This is a genomic window from Acinetobacter sp. NIPH 298 (assembly GCF_000369505.1).
Lineage (GTDB): Bacteria > Pseudomonadota > Gammaproteobacteria > Pseudomonadales > Moraxellaceae > Acinetobacter.
In genome coordinates this window covers 379467-401992 of the sequence record NZ_KB850054.1, presented here as the reverse complement: position 1 = coordinate 401992, position 22526 = coordinate 379467, and the positions used below count along the sequence as shown (strand labels likewise).

Sequence of the window (22526 nt, the reverse complement as noted above, 5' to 3'; positions counted from 1 at the left end):
ATCTCAAAAACACACAGATAGCTCTAGCGCCAATTGCTTGAATCCTTGTAAGCATTTTCTTACAAAGTTGTGAACTTTGAAGTATAAGTTCACAATCCATCCAAATTGATCTTTTGTACTAAACCACTGCGACGAACCGTTCGAATTGTAAGTGCTTGTAATAACGCATTTGGATCGGCCAAAAGTGTGACTACTTTTTTTGCACGAGTAATCGCCGTATAAATCAACTCTTGGCTAAGCAGTTTTTCCGCTGCTTGATCAAGTACCACTGCCGTATGACTAAACTCAGAACCTTGTGATTTATGAATGGTCAGAGCGAAAGCCGTTTGCATATTTCGAGGCAAACGATGTGCAGCAATCCATTTATTTAAACTCGGAAAAAATACCTCAAATTGCTGCGATTGGCTACGGTGTTTAAAGCAAATTCCAATATCACCATTGGAAATCCCAAGTTGGTAGTCGTTATACGTCATCATCACAGGACGCCCCACGTACCAATCCCCGATTGCAATCTGTTTAAGTTGTTGGTTCAACCATTGTTCAGCAAAACGATTGAGTTGCTCTATCCCTAAAGCACCATGTCGTACTGCGGCTAAAATCCGATAATCATCAAAAGACTGAATGACTCGTTCTATTTTATGTTCAGGGTCAATCGATTGTAGATAATTTTTTAACGCATCCACATAGCCCTGAAAACCATACATCAATTTTTGTTGATACGGTTCAACCTCAAAATCAGGTTGTTGTGGCAAATACTCCAGTTGAATCAGGTCTGGCATGCCCTCTGACAGTGCAATGGCTTGCAAGCTTGAAGGTGCGACTATTTCCGATTCAAGTTTGGGCAGCACAGCGTGATGTTCTATTTGATCTTGCTGAGCTTGAATAAACCGTGCCAACTGTCCAATTTTGGCTTCATCAGAGAAACGGCGACTATTTTTCAATTGTACTCGATTTTCGGTCAAGGCTTCGACCTGTTGTAAATCTGCCAAAACTGAACCGACATCGACCGAAGCCAATTGATTGGCATCACCCAATAAAATAATACGACACGAGTCAGGCACAGCTTCCAACAATAAAGTGGCAAGATTGAGATCCAACATCGATGCTTCATCGACCACGATGACATCATAAGGTAAAGGCTGTTTGGCGTGAAAGCGAGGAACCTGCTGATGTCCTAAACCGAGTAAACGGTGCAGTGTTTGTGTATTTTGATGACGTAATTCATCAGTAACTAAACCTGATTCAAGCAGTTTTGGATCATTAAATGAGTTTTGCAAAGCCTCTTGCATCCGTTGCGCCGCTTTACCTGTCGGTGCAGCCATGGCAATACGAATATCAGGAATCATCTGATTCAGCGCCGCAATAATTCTAGCCAAGGTATAGGTCTTACCTGTACCTGGTCCACCAGTAATAATGCTGAGCCATTGTTGCATTACCATTTTCAACGCCGCTTGTTGATATTCATCATTCAATAGGGCTTGATAGCTTGAAATATCCATTGCCTGAGTCGTTTGTCGCTTTAATCGACAAATCTGATCAGCGAGGCGTTGTTCTAAGTTCCAATATCGGTATAATGCCAAGCCCTGCTGATCATAGACGCATGGGGCAACTTGAATCGCTGCGATTTCGCTGCTTACAGCTAAATCACCCAAAGCTTCAAGCTGTGTTGAATCTACTTCAATGCAACTGTCGCCGTCTAAGCTGGCTTCAACCAGTTGATGCAAGATAACTGATGCGCTAACTGCTTGTGCAGATTGAGAAAATGGGGCTTGTGAGAGATAACGACTCCACGTATTGAGCCAAGGTAAAGCTTCCGACTGATTACTGATTTGTTTGTCCACAGAGTTATCCTCAAACTTACCCACACGCTTGTCCACAAGTTTATAAACAGACTTATCCACAAAATAAGTTTTTGTTTAATTTAAAATCATTCACTTTATCTACACCATTTTTCCAGCTTTATCTTCAGAGAAATACCCAAGAATTGCATCCAAACGTAGGATAAATTCGTCCTCAGGTTTCCAATAGAAACAACCCTGCTGTGCTTGTCCGTTCATACCCCGTAAATACAGATACGACGCACCGCCTAAATGCTGCTGCATATCGTAGTTCTGCAATTTCACCTGCAAATAACGATGTAATGCCACCAGATATAATGCCGCTTGTAGCCAATAGCTCGACAGCGACATACTTTCAGCAATCTGAATCGCTTGATAATCCACCTGATCACTGCCTAAGTAATTACTTTTATAATCGGCAATATGGTAACGCTGCCCATCAAAATACACCAAGTCAATCGAACCATTGAGATACCTCGCAGATTTGGCTTCAAGCAACTCAGGCATGTGGATGTCGTATTCTTCAAATAGTTGTTGTACTCGCTGCATAGCAAGGACACGATCAGACAAGGCCAAATAGAATGGGCATTCTGAAAGATATTGCCCTGTCGTCAATTGTTGTAATTGAAAGCCTTGATTCAGAGGTGTTGCCAATACTTCACGTAGCCACACAGCCATCCATTGATATAATTGTTGTTCAGCATTGTCCTGTTCTGGAAAATGTTGTTGATATTGACTCAGTAAATCTAACCATAAGCTTTGATAGGTATTTTTAAAACGACGGCGTATTTCTTCTATCCATGTTTCAGGATGTTGAAAATCAATCTGTTCAAAGATTTCATGCAGGAAATTCCCTGCCAACGTCCCTTTCGGAAAATATTGTTTAATCCAAGCGATTGGCTCAGCGCTTACTGCGTTCGTCGTAAGTTGTAGATTTAATTCATCCTCCGCTTGCTCAAAAGCTTGATCCGCATTGGCCAGCCGATCAACCAGATTGGCTTTGTGTTTGAGATGCTGTGCCAAATAACTAAAGCTGGTTTTAGCCCGAGCATAAAAACGCTGCTCAGGTAAAGGCTGTGCAGAAACAATGATTTCCTGTTGGGCTTGCTGAGTCTGCAACGCGTGTGGGCGATCTAAGATCAAGCGCTCATCGGCACTATAAGGATATTGGAAGCTTTCACCTTGATTCTTCCAAAATGCCAAACCTGAACGTTTATTTTTATCGCCCTTTTCAGGCTCAAATACCGCATAAACACGATGACTGGCTCGCGTCAGCGCCACATACCATAAACGATTTTGTTCAGCTTGCGCACGTTGCTGATGTTGATCCAATTCAATTTGTTGTAAGAAATTTTTATCGGCGATCGCCACCACACGCTGGGTGCGTGTCTGTCCAGTCTCGGGTACTTGAATTTCAGTCATTGAGAAATTTAAAGTCTTCTGCATTTCAGAAAATGCTTTGTTCGCTCCGAGTAAGAAGACGATTTTAAATTCCAAACCTTTGGATTGATGAATAGTCATCAACTGCACACCCGCTTCGCTAGAAAGCTTTTGCTCCAGCTCCCACTCGCGATCGCTGGGTGAATGCAGTTGTTTTAGATACCAGTGATACAGGTTCTGTATACCTTGCACATGTTCACTGTGCTGACTCAAAATATCACTAAGATGACGCAAATTCACCACAGCGCGTTCATTATCTTTGCTTTGAGTTGCCACCAATTGCTGCCAGATACCAAACTGATTTAAGCAGCGTTGCCATGCAGATAAAAAACCTTGATTCGACCACATTTCACGGATCTCATCGAACTGCTGAATATAATGGCTCAATCCTTCCGCACTTTGTTCCAGTGCCAATAATCGAGTGAGATCAAAACCAAATAAACGGCTCAATAAAGCACGTTTTAACTTGGCTTCATCATAAGGATGAAGCAAAGCAGTTAACAACGCTCCCACATCCTGCGCAATCGCTGAATCAAAGACACTGCGTTTTGATGGTCGATTGACCCGAATGCCCAAGCGCTGCAATACATATTGCACTTCATCCAATTGACGGTGGCTACGTGAAAGCACCGCAATATCATCTTCACAAATGGATTTTCGACCATCACCTTCTAAGTACAATTGCTGCAAATGGGCTTGATTGAGTAAGCTTAGAATTTTCCAAGCCACTTGAGTTGCTTGTTCATTGCCATCCTGAAGCTGTAACCAACGTAAAGGTGCAGGATTGATCTGCTCATCTTCAATCAGAGCAGGATGTGGACGTGAACCTGCCTGAATCGGGTCATAAAGTACCTGTTCGCCAAAATCCATTTGTCGCTGAAACAACACATCCACCACCTCGACCAATTCTTTGACCGAACGGTGGTTATGAATCAATTTATACTCATGCCCCTGCTTTGCCATAATATCTTGGTAGGCATTCAGGAAAGTCAGCATATCGCCACCACGGAAACCATAAATCGCTTGCTTACGGTCTCCGACCATAATCATGCAACCTTTTTGATAGCGCTGTGGATGCCGCCAAATACTGGCCAACATATCATCTTGATCTTGGTTGGTGTCCTGAAATTCATCCACCAAAATCAACGGATATCGTGCCTGTACAAACACCGCAAAACGTTGACCTTGCTCACCTTTTAAGGCTTCTGATAAAGTTTTGATTTGCTGAGCAAAAGTAGTTTCACCTTTTTGCTGCAATACTTGTGGTAAACGCTTCTTCACTTCGAGACACAAATAGGCTTTTAAATAAACCTGTAGTTGTTCGAACTGCTGCTGTGTTTGCTGTAGCGATTGGCAAAGTTTTTGAAGTTGTAAAATCATCGGATGTTGATAAAAACCATCCGCCACCTCAGCAGGGCATTTTTTAAAAATCTTCTGGTGGTCGAGCTTATCTAAAAACTTAAATACAGCCTCTCGTGCATCGGCAAAATAGGCATCAAACACTTGTACATTCTCAGTATCTGAGAGGGCTTTTAATAGCTGTGGTAACGCTTCGCAAAATAATTTATTAAAAGCATTGTTACGGAAAGAAGTGCCATTAATATGTGAATAATAAGCACCATCTAAATGGAAATATTCTGCCAAAGTGCTAAGTTCAATCTGCTGTGCTTGTTGTTGCCACAGTTGTAATTGCGCCAGCTCAATCTCTGGCATATCAGGCAACTTAAACTGGGCAGAGCTAAAATTCAGCGAACTTTCCACCATCCCAACAAAATGATCGACGCTTTTCAGTCCGCCCACGCTATACAAGGCATCAATGACCTGTTGTGGCTGTGATTGAATCCATTCTCGTAACACATCATGAATCAACTGGCGGGTATAACTTTTCGCATCTTCGGTAATCTGGGCACGTTCAATTTTGCCACTTTCAAAAGCAAATTCTCTTAACAGCTTTTGGCTAAAACTATCCAATGTACCAACGAATAATTCATCCAACTGATCAATGACAAGTTTTAAACGCTCACAAGCATAGGCAATGCGCGGTGCAAATGTTTGTAAAATATGCTGTTTAAGCGGATCGGATTCTTGCGCTGCAAGTTTGTAAATATCGGCATCTAATCGCGTGCGTAAGGGTTCTAAATATTGATGAATCTCAACCAAACGTGCACGAATGCGGCTTTTGAGTTCTGCGGCAGCAGCACGGGTAAATGTCGTCGCAATCACCTGATTGGGCAGATATTTTTCTAATAAAATCCGAACCATCAAGCTTGATAAGGTATAGGTTTTCCCTGTACCTGCCGAAGCTTCAATCAGATGCAAACCTTCGAATTGAATATCACCAATCGGTTGATAAGACACAGGATATTTTGAATGCATGTCTTACTCCACCCGTAAATATTCAAAAATTGGTTGATACAGCGCATAGCTATAATGATCACAGGCATATTGTAATAGTGCGGCTGCATCTTGTTCTTGTAGAATAAATTGCCAATCTCGATGCAGTTTACAAGCTTCATTTTGGCTCATATCAAAACCAGAAAAATCACCCGTATCATTCCAATCTTTCAATACTTGTTTTTGACTGTCTTCCGTTAAATGATGTTGATCATTATGTTCAGTCCATTCCAAATGTTTGGCTTTTTCAAGTGGTTTTAAAATCAGTGCCGCAGGTAAAACGATAGGCTGCTGTTGAGCAGTCTGCCAAAGCTGCAACCATGCGTGTAAATACTGCTGCGCTTGCTGAGAACTTAATCCCTCACAAATGACGGTTTGATCACTAAACACCACGATACGGCGTTTCGCTGTTGCCGAGTCGTTATTCAATATCGTCAACCAAAGTAAATATTCCAACCAAACTTTGCCAAGCCGTTTTGCGCGCGCACTGGATGCATCCAAGCTGATCCAATCCTGCGTCATTTGTTTAGGGCTAATACAGCTCATCTGGAGTTGTTTCGAGATGCGCCAAACACGTTGTGTGGTTTCTGTTGGCGCTGGGGCATATTGCTGCAATCGCTCAAGCAATCGTTGTTGCTCTAAACAACTTTGTTGCCATGCACTTTGCTGCACTTTTCCCACAGGGAGTTGATCTTGCAAAATGCGGGGTGATAGCATTTGGTTGTGCTGCTGTACATCTTGCTGCTGGAGAAAATGTCGAATCGCATATTTGCCTAAACCATCTAATAACAAAGGTTCACTTTGATCAACTAACTCTGTTGCACTTAGGTTTTCCACACCCAAAGTTTTTAAATACAGTCGCGCTGGAAAAGTCACATCCTGAATCCATTGTCGGCTATCCAAAATCGTCATTTCATTGTTTTCAACTGGATAAGGGGTATTCGCCCATGCCTGTCGCTCACCTTTGACTTGTTGAATGTGTGAAGCCACTTTAAACCACTGGTCTTGATAACGAACAGGACGCTCCGCGATAAAACCCAGTGGATCGAAAGGTTGTAAGCGATGCAGGTAATAAAGTGGGTAAAGCTGAGCAGGGATCTGGAGTTTTTCATAGCCTTCCCCAAAAGAATCCAAGGAAGTCTCTCCATCTGGGAGAGATTTAGAGAGAGGGACTTTCACAATCAAAGCCAAATGATCTCGAAAACCCTGCAACACACTCGATGGCTCTCTGACTTCGCCATCATTAATATCAAAGCCATTATAGAATAGCCATAATTGCTCTTGCGCCAACAACACTGCATCCAAAAATGCACCTTGATCATCTTCCAAACGGGAACGATCACCTAACTGTTGGCGTAATGCATCCATCAAATCAAATGGAATATGGCTGTCTCGATTTGGGAATTTTCCTGTATCTAAATTCAACAGCACAATTAAGCGATAAGGAATCGGGCGAATCTGTCCGATCTGGCTAAAAGTAATCTGTCCAGTCGGCTCAACTTGTGCCGACTGACTTTCTAAAGTGCGTTGTATTTCTTCAATGATATAAGGCAGTGGCAATGAAATTTGACGCAACTGGGTTTCGGCATCGTCATAATAACTGGCCAAGGTCAGCATACGTTCTTGCTTTTGCACGATTTCTCGGACAGCTTTTAAAGCCGTCACATCGGCCTGTTCAAACTCCTGAACATCTGCCTTGATCCGTGTTAGCCATGTTTCTACAGGCAACCGCTGACCTTGATTATGCACCGTTAACCAGTCTCGTCGAGCAGCGAAGTCTTGATAAATCTGAATCAAAATACCAATTAACTCAAAGTCACTCGGCTGTACCAACGCATAACTTAAGGTCTGTTGCACCATCACATGTGCAGGCACAGCAATCCCTAAAGCCAAACGGTCTAAGGCAAATTTAAAACTATAACGATAGTCTTGATCAGCCTCAGTGAGACTCTGTTTTAAATGTTCCGCGTCCAAACCACGTTTGAAACCAGCATCACTTAGCAACGTTAACATCCGTTGCACTTGACTATAATCTAGACCATAACGTTGTTGTGTTGCCGCTAGATTCAACCAGTCGGCAAACTCATCCTGCGTAAACCGCCCTTGGGTCAACTGCAAACGACCTAACACCGCCCGCCATGCATTCAACGCATCTAACTGTGCGACCCCTGCTATTTTGATCGGTAAAAATACATCATGCTCATTGGGCACAGCAGGAAAAACACTACGAATTAAAGGCTCAAGCTCTGCTAGGTTTGGGGTCAAAATCAGCACATCACTTGGACGACGAGGCATGGTGTCCGCTTGAGATAACCAATGCACCAACTGATCTTTTAACACTTCAAGCTGTCGCAAACTGGAATGACAGACATGAAATTGGATCGATTCATCATCAGGTGCTAATTCATATTGTTGAGCTATAGGTTCAGCCAAATAGAAAATATCCGACTGGATTTGACCAAGTAAGCTATCTGGAAAGTAATCTTCAAATGCATCAACCCAATTACCCTCTTCCCCTGTGGCCAGTTGCGATAATAGCGAGAAATGATCTCGCGCCTGTTTGCCTAAACGAGTCAACAAAGGATGACGAGATTCACGATTTAAAGCATTAAAACCCAAGCTAAAGCTTTCAAAAAACGCGGCAATTTGCGCATCCGTCGCTTTTGGATTCTTGACAATGAAACGTTCTTTTACTCCGAGATCATAACGTTGCTTCCAAAGTGGATCGACACTATCCGCCCAATATTCCTGTGACGGGTTATAGTGCAAAATCAAGACTTCAAGGTATTGCCCTAAACGACGTAAGAACTGTAATTGGCTAGGTGGAAGATCTAAAAGCGTGAAAACGATGACCTGATTCGGAAGTTGAGCCAAAGCCTGTGATCTTGTCTGCTGATTGTCCAGAAGTTTCCAGAAATCAGCATCAATACTTTGCATTTCCAAAAAGTCAGCATGAAAATAGTTGTGCCACAACCAACGTTGCCATGCTTCTAATTGCTGGGTCTGATTAAGCGTAAAAGCCGAAATTTGCTGATCTGTTTGAGAAATCAAATTTTCAATATCGAGCGCTTGGTTTTGTCCCCAAGTCGACAACCAATTACTCGAACAAGTACAATTTTGTTGACAACCGCGCTGGCAATAACCACGGTAAATCATATAGTTATTGAATAACTGTGAAACCTGTTCAGCGACCCAATACAACATACTTTGCTTTTTAAGCTGTTTTTCTGTGCCTTGTTGCAACTGATCGGCACTGTCATAGATACGCTGTACGATTGAATAGAGAGGATGTTCCACCGCCAAGCTGATTTGATCTGCTTGAATAAAGGGTTGTAAAGCTTGATGTATTCGCCATTTTAAAATCAAGCGCGGAATATTGGCTTTACGCACCTTCTCTTTATCATCGAGAACTTGTTGGTAGGCATACCATTGGAAACCACGGATTCTTTGATGGAATTGATAATTTGCAGTCATGCCCTGTTGCTCTGCGATTTTCTGCGTTAACCATTGTTCTTGAGCAGGACTAGGGACAATAAAGTGTTGCGTTTTAAACACTTGAAATGGCGTAGCGCTTGGTTGAGTGATGGATGCCATCACGCCTTGCAATAATACTTCAAGGCGTTGACTTTGAATAACATGAATCGCCATGCGTTAATACAACCTCATCAAAAAAGCACCATTTCACATGCACAAAATCGTACATAATCATTACTATACAAGCTTGTAGAACTATGTCACGTTAATCAAACAATGAAATATAAAAATTGTTTTGAAAACTGTTATTGAATAAGGTTGAATAAAGTATTGTTGACTATTTATACATACACCCCAAAAAATCCCATATTCAAAGGATAGACTTAGGTATCACTTTATGAAAATTGAAAAAACGCCTGACTTTATTGACCCAAGTTTAAATTTGGAACAAATCCGTAAAGAATGCTTAGAACGTACAAAAAAAACCGCTTATTATTCGGCAGGTGCAGCGATTATACCCATTCCATTTTTTGATGTTGTGGTTGACTTGAGCATGCTGACCCAAGTCATTCCAGATATTAATGCACGCTTTGGTCTTGCACCTGAACATATCAGCGTCTATGACCCAGAAACTAAAAAAATCCATTGGAATGAATTACGCAAGCGTGGTTTTGAGTTTTCAGGATTCCTTGTTGCACGTACCGCCATGAAAAAATCCTTTAATGGTTTCTTTGCCAAAATTGCGACCAAACAAGTGACCAAATTTATTCCTTTAGGTGGACAAATTATTGCAGCAAGTTTAGGTTATTTTATGATGAAAAAAATCACCGAACTACATATCGAAGACTGCTATAACCTAGCCAAACGTATTCAACAAAAAAGCCTGACACTCAACTAAATAAATTTCTCCGCATTAAAATATTGATTTAGACCTCGTTCATCAATCCCTTTTGTTTCTCCCAGTGAGAGAACAACACAGTGGGTGTGAATTATGATGAAAGAGGTCTTTTGTTCCCTGTAAGATGACCAGTCTCGCAGGGAAACACTGCACTACATAAAAACAACAGAAGCGTTAATATTCACTTAATTTTTTAAGTTTAGATCAAGTTTGTATTTTTATGCTCCATCACACGATGACAAATGAATGATGGAGAGTCGTTGTGCAACACGGACCAACAACGTCAAAAATACGTGCAATTTTTAATGTCACCAGCGGGAATTTTCTCGAACAATATGATTTCTTCCTTTTTGGGCTTTATGCACAAGCCATAGGTCAAACCTTTTTCCACTCCGATAGTAGCTATGCTGCACTGATGAAAACCTTTTTGGTCTTCGCAGTGAGTTTTTTAATGCGTCCGATCGGCGCTTTGGTTCTTGGTCCATACGTTGATCGCATAGGCCGTCGTAAAGGCTTAATGGTCACGTTGAGCATTATGGCCGCAGGTTCTTTGCTAATCGCGCTTACCCCAGGTTATGCCAGTATTGGATTTGCAGCCACGGTTTTGATCTTCGTCGGCCGTCTGGCGCAAGGGTTTTCAGCAGGTGTTGAACTCGGTGGTGTATCTGTCTATTTATCAGAAATAGCTGAACCACATAACCGTGGTTTTATCACCAGTTGGCAATCTGCTAGCCAACAAGTCGCTGTTATTTTTGCTGCAACATTGGGTTATCTGGTCAGCTTAGCATTTACCAAAGCACAAGTTGATGCTTGGGCATGGCGCATTCCGTTTTTTGTCGGTTGCGCCATTATTCCGTTCATTTTCTGGTTACGAAAATCTTTGCAAGAAACAGAAGCCTTTGCTTCACGTAAAGAGCATCCAAGCACGCGACAAATCATGGCGACACTCGCTGCAAACTGGAAAATTGTACTGGTGGGTATGTGCATGGTCGCGACCACCACCACCATGTTTTATTTTATTACGGTATATACACCGACCTACGGCAAGGAAGTGCTGCATTTAAGCAGTACCGAAAGTTTAATCGCAACCGTTATGGTCGGTGCCAGCAACTTTCTTCTATTACCGATTGGTGGTCATCTCTCAGATAAGTTTGGTCGAAAACCACTCTTGATCATCACAACTGTGTTGATTTTTATCAGCGCCTATCCGTTGCTCAACTGGTTAGCACATGACATTAGTCTTGCGCATATGTTGATGGCACTGTTGTGGTTATCACTACTCTATAGTTTCTACAATGGGGCACTGGTCGTTTCACTCACCGAAATGATGCCAAGCTCAGTGCGTATCGCAGGTTTCTCCGTCGCTTATAGCTTAGCAACTTCAGTCTTTGGTGGCTTAACCCCCATGATCGCAACCTATCTCGTGCAAGAAACTGGTAGCAAAAGTATGCCTGCATTTTGGCTGATGTTTGCCGCCATCATTAGTCTGATTGCCACACTCTTTGTGTTCCGCCAGCATAAAAATGTTACCGCTAAACCATCTTCAATAGATGCGGGTTTGGTTCAACAGACTTAATCGACTGAAGTTTCCAAGGTCAATAAACAACTGAGCACTTAATCTACGCTCAGTTGTTTTAATATCGCCTTTAATACATCAATACGCGCACTATATTTATCATTGGTCGCAATGATGTGCCACGGGGCATCCTTGGTACTGGTCCGTTCAAACATATCCGCGGCTGCGTTTAAATAATCATCCCATTTTTCACGGTTACGCCAGTCTTCTTCTGTGATCTTAAAACGTTTATGCGGTGTCTGTTCCCGTTCTTTAAAGCGTAATGCTTGTTCATCTTTGCTAATCGCCAGCCAAATCTTAACAATGACGGTTTGACTATCAATTAAGTTCTGTTCAAAACGATTGATCTCATCATAAGCACGTTGCCATTCAGGTATACATGCAAATCCTTCAACACGCTCTACCAACACACGGCCATACCATGTCCGATCAAAAATGGTGATTTTGCCACTGTCATTGAGTCGATTCCAAAAGCGCCATAAATAAGGACGGCGCAATTCGTAGCGCTCAGGTGCGGCAATGCTATGAATTTCGTATTCACGTGGATCAAGTTTTTTTACAATGCGCTTAATGGCTCCGCCTTTACCTGCAGCATCAATTCCCTCAAATGCAATAATCACTTTACGCTCATCACAACGTAATGCTTCAGCAACTTTTCGGGTCAGCTCATTCAACTCATCTTTATAGCGTTCTTTTTCTAAAACTTGCTGTTCTGGTTGTATCAATTGTTGAGGAATCTCTGCCTGCTGCCATGTTTTTGCTGCGGATGTTTGATGTTCTGGTAAGGCTTGCAAAGTCTGTAACACATACTGAGCAAAGCATTGATCCCGACGTTTTTCATCTTCGCCATTGATGATAAACCAGTCCTCAGTAAAGCGTTGACTGAAGCTTTGCAAAGTCTCATATTGCTTTTTATTGCGCCAATCCAATCCATGTAATTTATGCCAATGCTGCTCAGATGGATCAACTTGATCCAAACGTTTTTGCAATGCTTTCCAAGACAGATCAAACCAAACTTTAATCACATGCACATGGTTCTGCTGTAAATCATGCTCAAATGCCCGCATTTTTTCGACATAACGATCAAATGCTTTGTCATCCAAAGCCTTCGCATCCTGCATTACGGTTGCGAGTAAATCACTATACCAATTGCCAAACATCACCACGATTTGACCTTCAGCAGGTATAAAGCGCGTATACGATTGCCAAAATGCTTGGCTATTTGACATACGTTGCGGCGCATCCGCTTTAACACGGAGATAGCGTGGGTCGACCCACTCTCTTAGCTGTTTAACCGCTTCGCCCTTGCCTGCCAGTTCAATACCACTGACCAGCACTAACACACTTTTTGCATTTTTTTGATCTTGGCTTTGTTTTAATGCGTACTGCGCCTCAATCAAATCTAAAGAAAGCTCATCTTCATCACGTAATTCAAATACGGGTTGTTGTTCACTCATTTTTTGCTCTAAGTGTATGATTTATTAAAATTGAGTATAGTCATAACTGGAATAGACTTTAAAAAAACAAATGTACAATTTCTGTAGAATAAAATAAATGGAGCTTTGTAGTGACCAATTGTTAAACATTTAGCGTTTATGTTGTCATGGTTCTTGGGTATCATGCAGCCTATGATTTCATGATTTTATTTTCTTTGAGTGCGAATATGTCAAAACTCGCTGCATTTGATGATCTTTTATTACAATATCAAAATTTGAATTACCACCAAGATCCAGCGATTGCCCAACGCCTACATGATGCACAAGCATGGATGAAAGCACGCATTGCGGCAACGCATCAAGATTTCTTTGCTCAGCCTGAAAATCAGTTAATGGCGCAATATTTCTTAAATCGCTTATATGGTGGCCCTGATTTTGATGCTATGGCACAGCAAATCGAACGCTTACTGAAATATGCCCACAAAGCGGAAAGTCTACTTCCTGAAAATGCCATTAAAACAGGCACAAAGTCAGTCAGTTTGGCGGTACTTGCAACACGTTTGGATGAGCAAGTTGCCATCCAACTCTTACAAGACTACCCTTTAGACACACCGATAACCGATGAAATCATGCGCCAGACATTGGTCAAACTTGATCAAGGTGAAGCGCGTTATGAACAATTACAACTCCTTGATGAGTTGGGTGTAACCTTAGACAAATATATGCGTTCTACCATGATGTACGCTGCTTTTAAGATGTGCAAAGGTATTGCCAAAAAATATCAATTTGAAGGGATGTACGAATTCATTCAAGAAGGTTTTGCTGCAATGAAACCCTTAAAATCTGCTGCGGTTTTTATTCAAGCATTTACTGAGAAAGAGCGTGAAATTATTGACAAAGTTCATGCTGGGGATCCTGCCCCATTTCAAGTATAAATAACATACGCCCTCCCTCTTCTATAAGAGGGAGATTTTTCTCAACATAATTCAAAATAAAAACCCTTTTGAGAAAATGAGTTTCTGTATATTATTCATAACAATTACATGTCAAAGCCTGTAAAAAATTACAAAATCTGTCATCATGCATGCTGATTCGTGCCGCTAGAACGAAAGTTTAGGAGAAAACAATGTCTAACGAAAACCAACAGCCCACCCCAGAAGTTGAGCAAAAACCAAGTTCAGACAAAGTCAGCCCATTCCTAAGCTCACCCCTTCCGCAAGGCACACCACAAGGCCAGCAACAAACATTACAACAAGGTCTAACATCAACACCGACGGGTTCAGTACCGAAATACAACTTACCGCGTGGTGCAAATACAGGAAATGTCGGTGAAACCACTCACTTCGGTTATCAAACCGTAAGTAGTGATGATAAAGCACAAAAAGTTGCAGAAGTCTTCCATTCAGTTGCAAGCAAATACGACATCATGAATGACCTCATGTCATTCGGTATCCACCGTCTCTGGAAACGTTTTGCGATTAATATGTCTGGTGTTCGTCGTGGACAGCACGTATTAGATATCGCAGGCGGTACAGGTGACCTTGCGAAAGTGTTTAGTCGCGAAGTAGGTCCGCAAGGCCATGTGGTACTTTCAGATATCAATGAATCCATGTTAAATGTGGGTCGTGATCGTCTGATTGATGCGGGCTGTACCAACGTTGATTTTGTGCTTGCCAATGCAGAAACATTAGAGCCATTTGCAGACAATAGCTTCGATTTACTGACGATCAGTTTTGGTTTACGTAACGTGACCGATAAAGATGCTGCCTTACAGGCGATGTATCGTGTCCTTAAGCCAGGCGGTCGTTTATTGGTACTTGAGTTTTCAAAACCTGTATTTGAACCTTTCTCTAAACTATATGACTTTTATTCATTCACGGCGCTCCCGATCATGGGTAAATTGGTCGCGAATGATGCTGAAAGCTATAAATACCTCGCTGAATCGATCCGTATGCATCCTGACCAACGCACCTTAAAAGGAATGATGGAAAATGCAGGCTTCCAAAGCTGTGACTACCACAACTTAACAGGTGGTATCGTGGCTGTTCACCGTGGATTCAAACTGTAAGGTTCAGATTTTAAGGAATTCGCAATGTGGTCGATTTTAGCACTCGGTGCAGTCGAACGACTCATTCATCATGTGATTGATTTGGATGCGATTACACGCGTTCAACTCAATCAATTACAAGGTCAATTATTGCGAGTGGTGATTGATAGTCCCCAACTCTCTGTTGATGTGTTTTTTGATGAAAATAAAGTTCGACTGGAACCGACGGTGACAGGACAGAGCCAAGCACCATCCATCTTTGAACAACGACCTTTCGACAATCAGAATAAGATTAGTGATGCAACAGCAACCCTAAATGTTGAAAACGTAGTGGCGTTAGTCAAATTGTTATTCAGTGATATGGATCAAATTGGCAATATCCCACTACAAGGCGACTATCACTTATTACAAGATATTCAAAGAATTATGCAGCAAGCTGAGCCTGATCTCGCTGCGCATTTATCACCTTGGATTGGTCCACAACTGGCGCATGAACTCGGTAAAATTCAGCGTGCGCCAGAACAGTTAAAACGTTCATTGCAAAGTCATTTATTCTTTGTTGAAGATGCTCTAAAAGAAGACAGCGGGATATTTGCCCCGCGTTGGCAAATGGACGACCTCAATCGAGAAACACGCCAACTCAATCAAGAAATTGATCGCTTAGAAGCCAAGTTTCAGCAATTACAGGCTTCTTTCAACCCACAAAAACAATCCTCTCAAGACTAGGTAAGATTTTATATGATTCCGCATGTTACACGGTTACTCGAACTCTGGCGTATAGCAGCACACTACCGCCTTGACACCTTGTTCCCTGCGGAAGAATTACCAGCCAAAGCACGCCATGCCTTAAATGTAATCAAAATGCATCCTGCCGCATGGTCAAGTCGCGAGAAAAAAAATCCGCTCAATCTCAAAGAAGCCTTAGAAGATATGGGGCCTTTGACGATTAAGTTGGGGCAACTCCTCTCTACCCGTCGTGATCTGATTCCACCTGAAATTTTATCGCAATTGGTGTTACTGCAAGATCAGGTTAAACCGTTTGATGTACAACTGGCAAAACAACGGATTCAGGAATCATTAAAAGCAGATGTTTCCACCTTATTCTCTCGTTTTGATGAACAACCACTTGCGGCGGCATCGATTGCACAAGTACATACCGCCGCACTGCATGATGGTCGTGAAGTGGTGGTTAAAGTCACCCGTCCCGATATCCGTAATCAGATTTTACAAGACTTTGAAATCCTCGCTTGGCTTGGGGATTGGTTGGAAAATCGTTTAGAAGCTGCACGCGCCCTACATTTATCTGAAATTATTCAGGACTACCGTCAGATCATTTTAAATGAACTTGATCTCAGCCTTGAAGCCGACAATACCCGACGTATGCGCCATTACTTTACCGGTTCAAGCATGATGTATGTGCCTGAAGTCTATATGGACAGTAAAGACGTGATGGTGGCTGAGCGCATCACAGGCGTACCGATTTCTGATATCGCGACATTTGACCGTTTAGGCATGGATCGCGCTGATCTGGCAGAAAAAGGCTTAACCATTTTCTTTACCCAAGTGTTCCGTGACAACTTTTTCCACGCCGACATGCATCCGGGTAATGTCTTTGTTGAAACAATTAACCCAGACAACCCTCGCTTTATCGCGTTGGACTGCGCGATCATGGGTGAATTGTCAAAACATGATCAAATGACGATTGCTCGGATGCTACTTGCGGTGATGAACAGCAACTTTATGCAATTGGTTCAAATCGTGCATCAGGCTGGCTGGATTCCACCGGGTACCGATCAAGATGCATTGTCTCGTGAGATGCGCCGCACCGTTGGACCAATGGTCTCTAAACCAATGGATCAGCTCGACTTCGCTGGGATTTTGATTCAAGTCATGGACATTGCGCGTCGTTTCCATTTGGAAATTCCACCGCAGTTGATGTTGCTCCTCAAAACACTGGTTCACGTTGAGGGTTTAGGTACAGATCTTTATCCTCAACTCGACATCTGGAAGCTGGCCAAACCGATTCTGACGGAATGGGTCAAAGCCAATATGAATCCAGTCAAAAATATGAAAGAGCTTGGTCAGCAGATTCCCGACCTATTATTGGGCGCTCAAGATTTGCCAAGCCTACTTATTGATAGTCTAAATGGTTTAAAAAACCAATCCGCATGGCATGACAAACAGCTCAAAGAAATTCAACAAATGCGCTTACAAATGCAACAGCAACAACGCCGTAGTTGGATGTTCGGCAGTAGTATGTTGATTTTGCTCACCATTGCAATTATTAGTCCGTGGTTAATCTCAGTTGTCTTAATCGTACTGAGTGGACTTCTCGCATTTTGGCGGGTGGTCAAATAGTCTAGATATTTACCAACACCCTCACTGCAACATTAATTTTCATCATTTGATTATTTGGCATACAAGTTGCTACTTCATAATTATAAAAATCAAAGATGATTTTTTAATTCACGGCCAATGACGCTCGTAAAACTGCTTGCTCCATAGATTACATATGGATTGAGTGGTGGAAGGGCGTTGTCATCTTTTTATATGCTTTATACAGCCCCCTCTCTCACCTCTCGCTCGCATAAATAAAATATTGATCAGTATAAATCATCTGGCTGATGGCCAAGAGACAATCTGAATAGGGGTCTAACGATTATGTCACATTTAGTCAAATCAACATGTTTAATGATGTGTATGACTGCCGCGGTATTATCGCTGAGCGGATGTGGTAAAAAACCTGAAACTGCAACGAATGCATCTTCAAACACAGCAACCGAGGCTGAAAAAACCAATCTCAAACTTGGATTTATTAAACTCACCGATATGGTGCCTTTAGCAATTGCCCATGAAAAAGGCTACTTCCAAGATGAAGGATTAAATGTGCAACTCGAAGCACAATCAAATTGGAAAGTTCTCTATGACCGTGTTGCTGGCGGTGAATTAGACGGTGCGCATATGCTCGCAGCCATGCCACTCGGCTCGATGACAGGCATTACTGGAAATAAAGAAATCATTGCCCCATTTACGCTTTCCTATAATGGTGCAGGTATCACCGTATCAAATTCAGTTTGGCAAAAAATGAAGCCGAACCTAAGCATGGAAAATGGTAAGCCGAAGCACCCGATTAGTGCTGAGGCATTAAAAGTGGCCGCAAATGAATCAAAAGCTGCAGGTAAGCCCTTTAATTTGGGTATGACATTTCCAGTGGGTACACATAACTACATGATGCGCTATTGGCTTGCGGCAGGTGGTGTCAATCCGGGCGTATACGATGCAAGCGATACTTCAGGAAACAAAGGTGCAGATGTGATGCTCTCCGTCGTACCCCCACCACAAATGGTTGCCACCATGGAAGCAGGTACGACCATGGGCTATTGCGTTGGTGAACCGTGGAACCAACAAGCCGTGTTTAAAAAAATTGGCGTTCCCGTAGCCACCTCTGATCAGATGTGGAAAGACGGTACAGATAAAGTGTTTGGAATGACCAAAGACTTTGCCGAGAAAAACCCAACAACAACTGTAAAAGTCGTCAAAGCATTAATTCGCGCATCTTACTGGTTAGATCAAGACAATAATGCCAATCGTGCTGAAGCGGTCAAAATCATTTCAAGACCGAACTATGTCGGTGCTGATGAAGCTGTGATTGCCAACAGTATGACAGGAACCTTTGAATTTGAAGCAGGTGATAAGCGCCCTGTACCAAATTTCAATACCTTCTATAAAGGTCAATACGGCATTCCGTATTATTCAGATGCAGTGTGGTGGTTAACACAAATGCGCCGTTGGGGACATGTCCCTGAAACCAAGCCAGATCAATGGTATTTAGACATGGCGAAAAAAGCCTATCAACCAGAAATCTATGCGCAAGCAGCCAAAGAACTGATCGCTGAAGGCAAAATGAAAGCGGAAGATTTCCCTGACCTCAGCACCGCGACCTATATCAAAGCACCAGAAACCAGCGCTTTGGATGGTGTTACTTTTGATGCAAATCAACCCAATGCGTTCTTGGCATCCTTTAAAATTGGTTTGAAATAACTCTCTACGAACATGGGATAAGTGATGCCTGATTTGAAAAGCTCACTTATCCAGCCAAGATTATATTGATGTTATAGGGGGAATTTTCATGAAAAAACTATCAACAAAAGCACGTCACACTGTATTAAGTGTCATCTTGCCGATGATTGCGATTCTTGTATTTTTAGGGGTTTGGCAAGGTGCATCACAACAGATTCAAACCAATATTGGCAATCTACCCGGCCCTGTGGAAGTATTTAATGCCTTTAAAGGTCTAATGGCTGAGTTTTTCAATCAGCGAGAAGCTGCAAAAAGCTTTTATGCCAATTTACCCGAAGGATCGACCGCCATATTTAGTGGTCCTCCGACTTTTTTTGATCAAATTCTGACAAGTTTAAAAACGGTGCTAACCGCCTGCCTGATCTCCTCAATGATTGCCATTCCAGTGGGTTTGCTCTGTGGTCTAAGCCCTAATTTTTATCGTGCTTTAAATCCACTTATTCAGATTTTCAAACCGATTAGTCCACTGGCATGGTTACCGATCGTGAGCTTATTGGTCGCGTCCTTATATGTAAATCCAGTCGAGGGGCTATCTAAATCATTTGTCATTTCAGCCATTACCGTCGCGATGTGTACCATCTGGCCTACCCTGATTAACACCATGGTCGGCGTAGGACAAATCAGCCAAGACTTTATCAATGTCAGTAAAGTACTGAATCTCTCTTGGTACACCCACCTCACCAAAATTGTATTGCCTGCGGTTATCCCAATGATATTTACAGGTTTACGCCTATCTGTTGGGGTGGGTTGGATGGTCTTGATTGCGGCTGAAATGCTCGCCCAAAATCCAGGCTTAGGTAAATTTTTTTGGGATGAATTTCAAAATGGCAGCAGCCTATCAACTTCACGAATTTTCGTTGCCGTCATCACCATTGGTTTGATTGGTTTTGCGCTTGATCGAATAATGCTCATGCTACAACACCGTTTTAGCTGGGACAAATCTCTTGCCGCTCGCTAATAAGGAATAGACATATGAGTACAGCATATCTTTCTTTACAACATCTCGATATGGTGTTTGAAAAAGACAGCGGTGGAACTTTTACCGCTTTACAGGATATCCATCTCGATATTCATCAAGGTGAATTTGTTTCATTAATTGGACACTCTGGTTGCGGAAAATCAACTGTTTTAAATATCGTTGCAGGTCTATACCAAGCCACACAAGGCGTGGTGTTACTGGATGGCAAAGAAGTCAATACGCCAAGTAGTGATCGTGCGGTGGTGTTTCAGAACCACTCACTACTCCCGTGGCTAAGTTGTTATGAAAATATTGAACTTGCGGTCAATTCTGTGTTTAAAACGCAAATGAGCAAAGCCGAACGTCATGACTGGATTATTCACAATCTTAACCAAGTCAATATGCTGCATGCCAAAGATAAATTACCGAGTGAAATTTCAGGGGGAATGAAACAACGGATTGGGATTGGGCGTGCACTGGCAATGAAACCTAAAGTTTTATTACTCGATGAACCATTTGGCGCTTTAGATTCGCTCACGCGCAGCACGCTACAAGATGCATTAATGCAAATTCAGGCAGAGCTAAATAACACCATGATCATGATTACCCATGATGTCGATGAAGCAGTATTGTTATCAGACCGTATTGTGATGATGACCAACGGACCTGCTGCGACCATTGGTGAAATCTTGACGGTTGACCTGCCTCGCCCTCGTGATCGCCTCGCTTTGACTGAAGATGCACAATTCAATCATTATCGGGGTGAGGTGCTGGCATTCTTGCATCACAAACACAAACATGTCGAGGCTTAATCTCTGTTGAGCAATCCATGAATCGGTTTCCGATACTTCCTTCAAAAGCTAAACCTGCAAGAGCGTTTCCAAAAACGCTCTCAGGGTGCTTTTGCCCCTATGATCACCAACGTCAAGTTTGATTTGTCTATAAAACAAAGTATTATGCTTAAACGATATAATGGCTTAACAATGATATAGAGATATCTGTGTTCTTACACAAAAGGACATGATGATGGACAATATTCATTCAAAAATAATATGAAAATACCCCATTTTGCAATTATTGGTGCAGGTACAGCAGGACTCGCAACCGCAATTTTACTTGCACGCGAAGGCAATCAGGTCACCATTTTTGAACAAGTCGATGAATTATCACCGGTCGGGGCTGGCTTACTGTTACAACCTGTTGGTTTGGCGGTCTTTGAACATCTCGGTGTACTTGAGCATGCCTTACAGCTTGGAGCGAAAGTCACAGGCTTAGAAGGACAACTCCCCAATAAACGACTTTTGGTCAATAGCCATTACCAGCAAGCTGCTCCAAAGCTCTATGGTCTAGGCATTCATCGTGCCACCCTCTGTCATGTGCTCACACAAAAACTGGCTGAATACTCAAATCAAGTGACATGGCGGATGAGTCACAGCATTGAACGAATTGAAGAACGACAAAATGAAGTTCGATTATTTGGCTCATCCAAACAACATAATATTGATGAATGTTTTGATGCGGTATTGATTGCCAATGGTGCACGTAGTCAACTACGACCTAAACAATGGGTGAAAGTCGATCAAGCTTATCCGTGGGGCGCAGCGTGGAGCATCGTACCTGAATGCTTGACACTGAATCCTGAAATTTTGCATCAGTTTTATGATCGCTCAAAAATCATGATGGGTATTCTACCCACAGGTGCAATCCCCTCTGCACCGCAGCAACGGCTTTCCAGCGTATTTTGGAGTCTGCCAACGCCACAGTTGCAATCCTTTTTAAAAGATGAACAAGCAAAACGACAATGGCTACAACAGGTGTCAGATCGCTGGCCTGATGTCGCAGAATGGCTGAAACAGATTGTGTATGATGAACAAATCCAACCACAATGGCTATCCGCACAATACCGTGATGTGGTGATGTCGCAATATGGGCAAGGACGAATTGGGGTGATTGGTGATGCCGCACATGCCATGAGTCCACAATTAGGGCAAGGTGCCAATATGGCACTGTTAGATGCGTGGGCTTTTTCGCAATCCGTACAAAGTGCCAAGAAAAATCAACAAATAGAATGGGCAATGCTGTGGCAGCATTATCATCAGCATCGTCATTCTTCAACCCAGTTTTATCAGTTCCTCAGCCGTTTACTGACACCCCTTTATCAATCAAATCATTGGTGGGCAGGCAGCTTACGTGACCTTACTTTTCCTTGGATGTATCAGATTCCCTATTTTCGTAAGGAAATGGCGATGACCATTTCAGGTTTAAAAACGGGTTTATTTCAGCAAATGAGCTATCAACAAATTGCTGCATATCAACAAAATGAAAATGCATTGCTTCAAAACAATCAATCGTTGCCTGAATATGACTAACATCAAAAGGAGTTCA

At 42.4% G+C, this 22526-nt stretch carries 14 protein-coding genes; 10 read left to right on the top strand and 4 right to left on the bottom strand.

All coding sequences use genetic code 11. The annotated features are described in order from the left end of the window. Positions 1-89: 89 nt before the first annotated feature. From recD to F903_RS04225, 3 genes are all read right to left on the bottom strand, one after another. Positions 90-1841, bottom strand: a complete 1752-nt coding sequence (gene recD / locus F903_RS04235) for an exodeoxyribonuclease V subunit alpha (protein WP_212749521.1) — start codon at positions 1839-1841, stop codon at positions 90-92. A gap of 99 nt (positions 1842-1940) precedes the next feature. Next, the gene (locus F903_RS04230; RefSeq protein ID WP_005194819.1) at positions 1941-5654 is read right to left on the bottom strand and encodes a UvrD-helicase domain-containing protein; all 3714 of its coding nucleotides are present in this window, start codon (positions 5652-5654) and stop codon (positions 1941-1943) included. 3 nt (positions 5655-5657) lie between these two features. Further along, the gene (locus tag F903_RS04225; protein WP_005194817.1) at positions 5658-9320 is read right to left on the bottom strand and encodes an exodeoxyribonuclease V subunit gamma; all 3663 of its coding nucleotides are present in this window, start codon (positions 9318-9320) and stop codon (positions 5658-5660) included. A gap of 223 nt (positions 9321-9543) precedes the next feature. On the opposite strand from F903_RS04225, the gene F903_RS04220 reads away from it, so the two are divergent. Beyond that, positions 9544-10044 carry a hypothetical protein gene (locus tag F903_RS04220; protein ID WP_004668411.1) on the top strand — a complete coding sequence of 167 codons (501 nt, stop codon included), beginning with the start codon at positions 9544-9546 and terminating at the stop codon, positions 10042-10044. 262 nt (positions 10045-10306) lie between these two features. Continuing rightward, on the top strand, positions 10307-11620 hold the full coding sequence (locus F903_RS04215; protein WP_005194814.1) for an MFS transporter: 1314 nt from the start codon (positions 10307-10309) through the stop codon (positions 11618-11620). 38 nt (positions 11621-11658) lie between these two features. On the opposite strand, the gene F903_RS04210 is transcribed toward F903_RS04215, so the two are convergent. Further along, the gene (locus F903_RS04210) at positions 11659-13077 is read right to left on the bottom strand and encodes a polyphosphate:AMP phosphotransferase (RefSeq protein ID WP_005194813.1); all 1419 of its coding nucleotides are present in this window, start codon (positions 13075-13077) and stop codon (positions 11659-11661) included. A gap of 206 nt (positions 13078-13283) precedes the next feature. Here F903_RS04210 and F903_RS04205 point away from each other — a divergent pair, with 206 nt between their 5' ends. The 8 genes from F903_RS04205 (at position 13284) to F903_RS04170 (ending at position 22510) form a co-directional block, all read left to right on the top strand. After that, on the top strand, positions 13284-13991 hold the full coding sequence (locus F903_RS04205; protein ID WP_212749520.1) for a DUF8198 family protein: 708 nt from the start codon (positions 13284-13286) through the stop codon (positions 13989-13991). Positions 13992-14182: 191 nt separating this feature from the next. Next, positions 14183-15124 (top strand): bifunctional demethylmenaquinone methyltransferase/2-methoxy-6-polyprenyl-1,4-benzoquinol methylase UbiE, encoded by a 942-nt coding sequence (gene ubiE, locus F903_RS04200; protein ID WP_004668404.1) that lies wholly within the window; start codon positions 14183-14185, stop codon positions 15122-15124. 24 nt (positions 15125-15148) lie between these two features. Next, entirely contained in the window at positions 15149-15829 is a 681-nt protein-coding gene (locus tag F903_RS04195; protein WP_005194809.1) for a ubiquinone biosynthesis accessory factor UbiJ, read from the top strand. Between the two features lie 12 nt (positions 15830-15841). After that, positions 15842-17461 (top strand): ABC1 kinase family protein, encoded by a 1620-nt coding sequence (locus tag F903_RS04190; protein WP_005194807.1) that lies wholly within the window; start codon positions 15842-15844, stop codon positions 17459-17461. 303 nt (positions 17462-17764) lie between these two features. Then, positions 17765-19144: a CmpA/NrtA family ABC transporter substrate-binding protein gene (locus tag F903_RS04185; protein ID WP_005194805.1), complete on the top strand. Its 1380-nt coding sequence runs from the start codon at positions 17765-17767 to the stop codon at positions 19142-19144. Between the two features lie 88 nt (positions 19145-19232). Next, positions 19233-20141: an ABC transporter permease gene (locus F903_RS04180; RefSeq protein WP_005194804.1), complete on the top strand. Its 909-nt coding sequence runs from the start codon at positions 19233-19235 to the stop codon at positions 20139-20141. Positions 20142-20155: 14 nt separating this feature from the next. After that, positions 20156-20953, top strand: a complete 798-nt coding sequence (locus tag F903_RS04175) for an ABC transporter ATP-binding protein (protein WP_005194803.1) — start codon at positions 20156-20158, stop codon at positions 20951-20953. 240 nt (positions 20954-21193) lie between these two features. Beyond that, the gene (locus tag F903_RS04170; RefSeq protein ID WP_005194802.1) at positions 21194-22510 is read left to right on the top strand and encodes an FAD-dependent oxidoreductase; all 1317 of its coding nucleotides are present in this window, start codon (positions 21194-21196) and stop codon (positions 22508-22510) included. Positions 22511-22526: the final 16 nt, after the last annotated feature.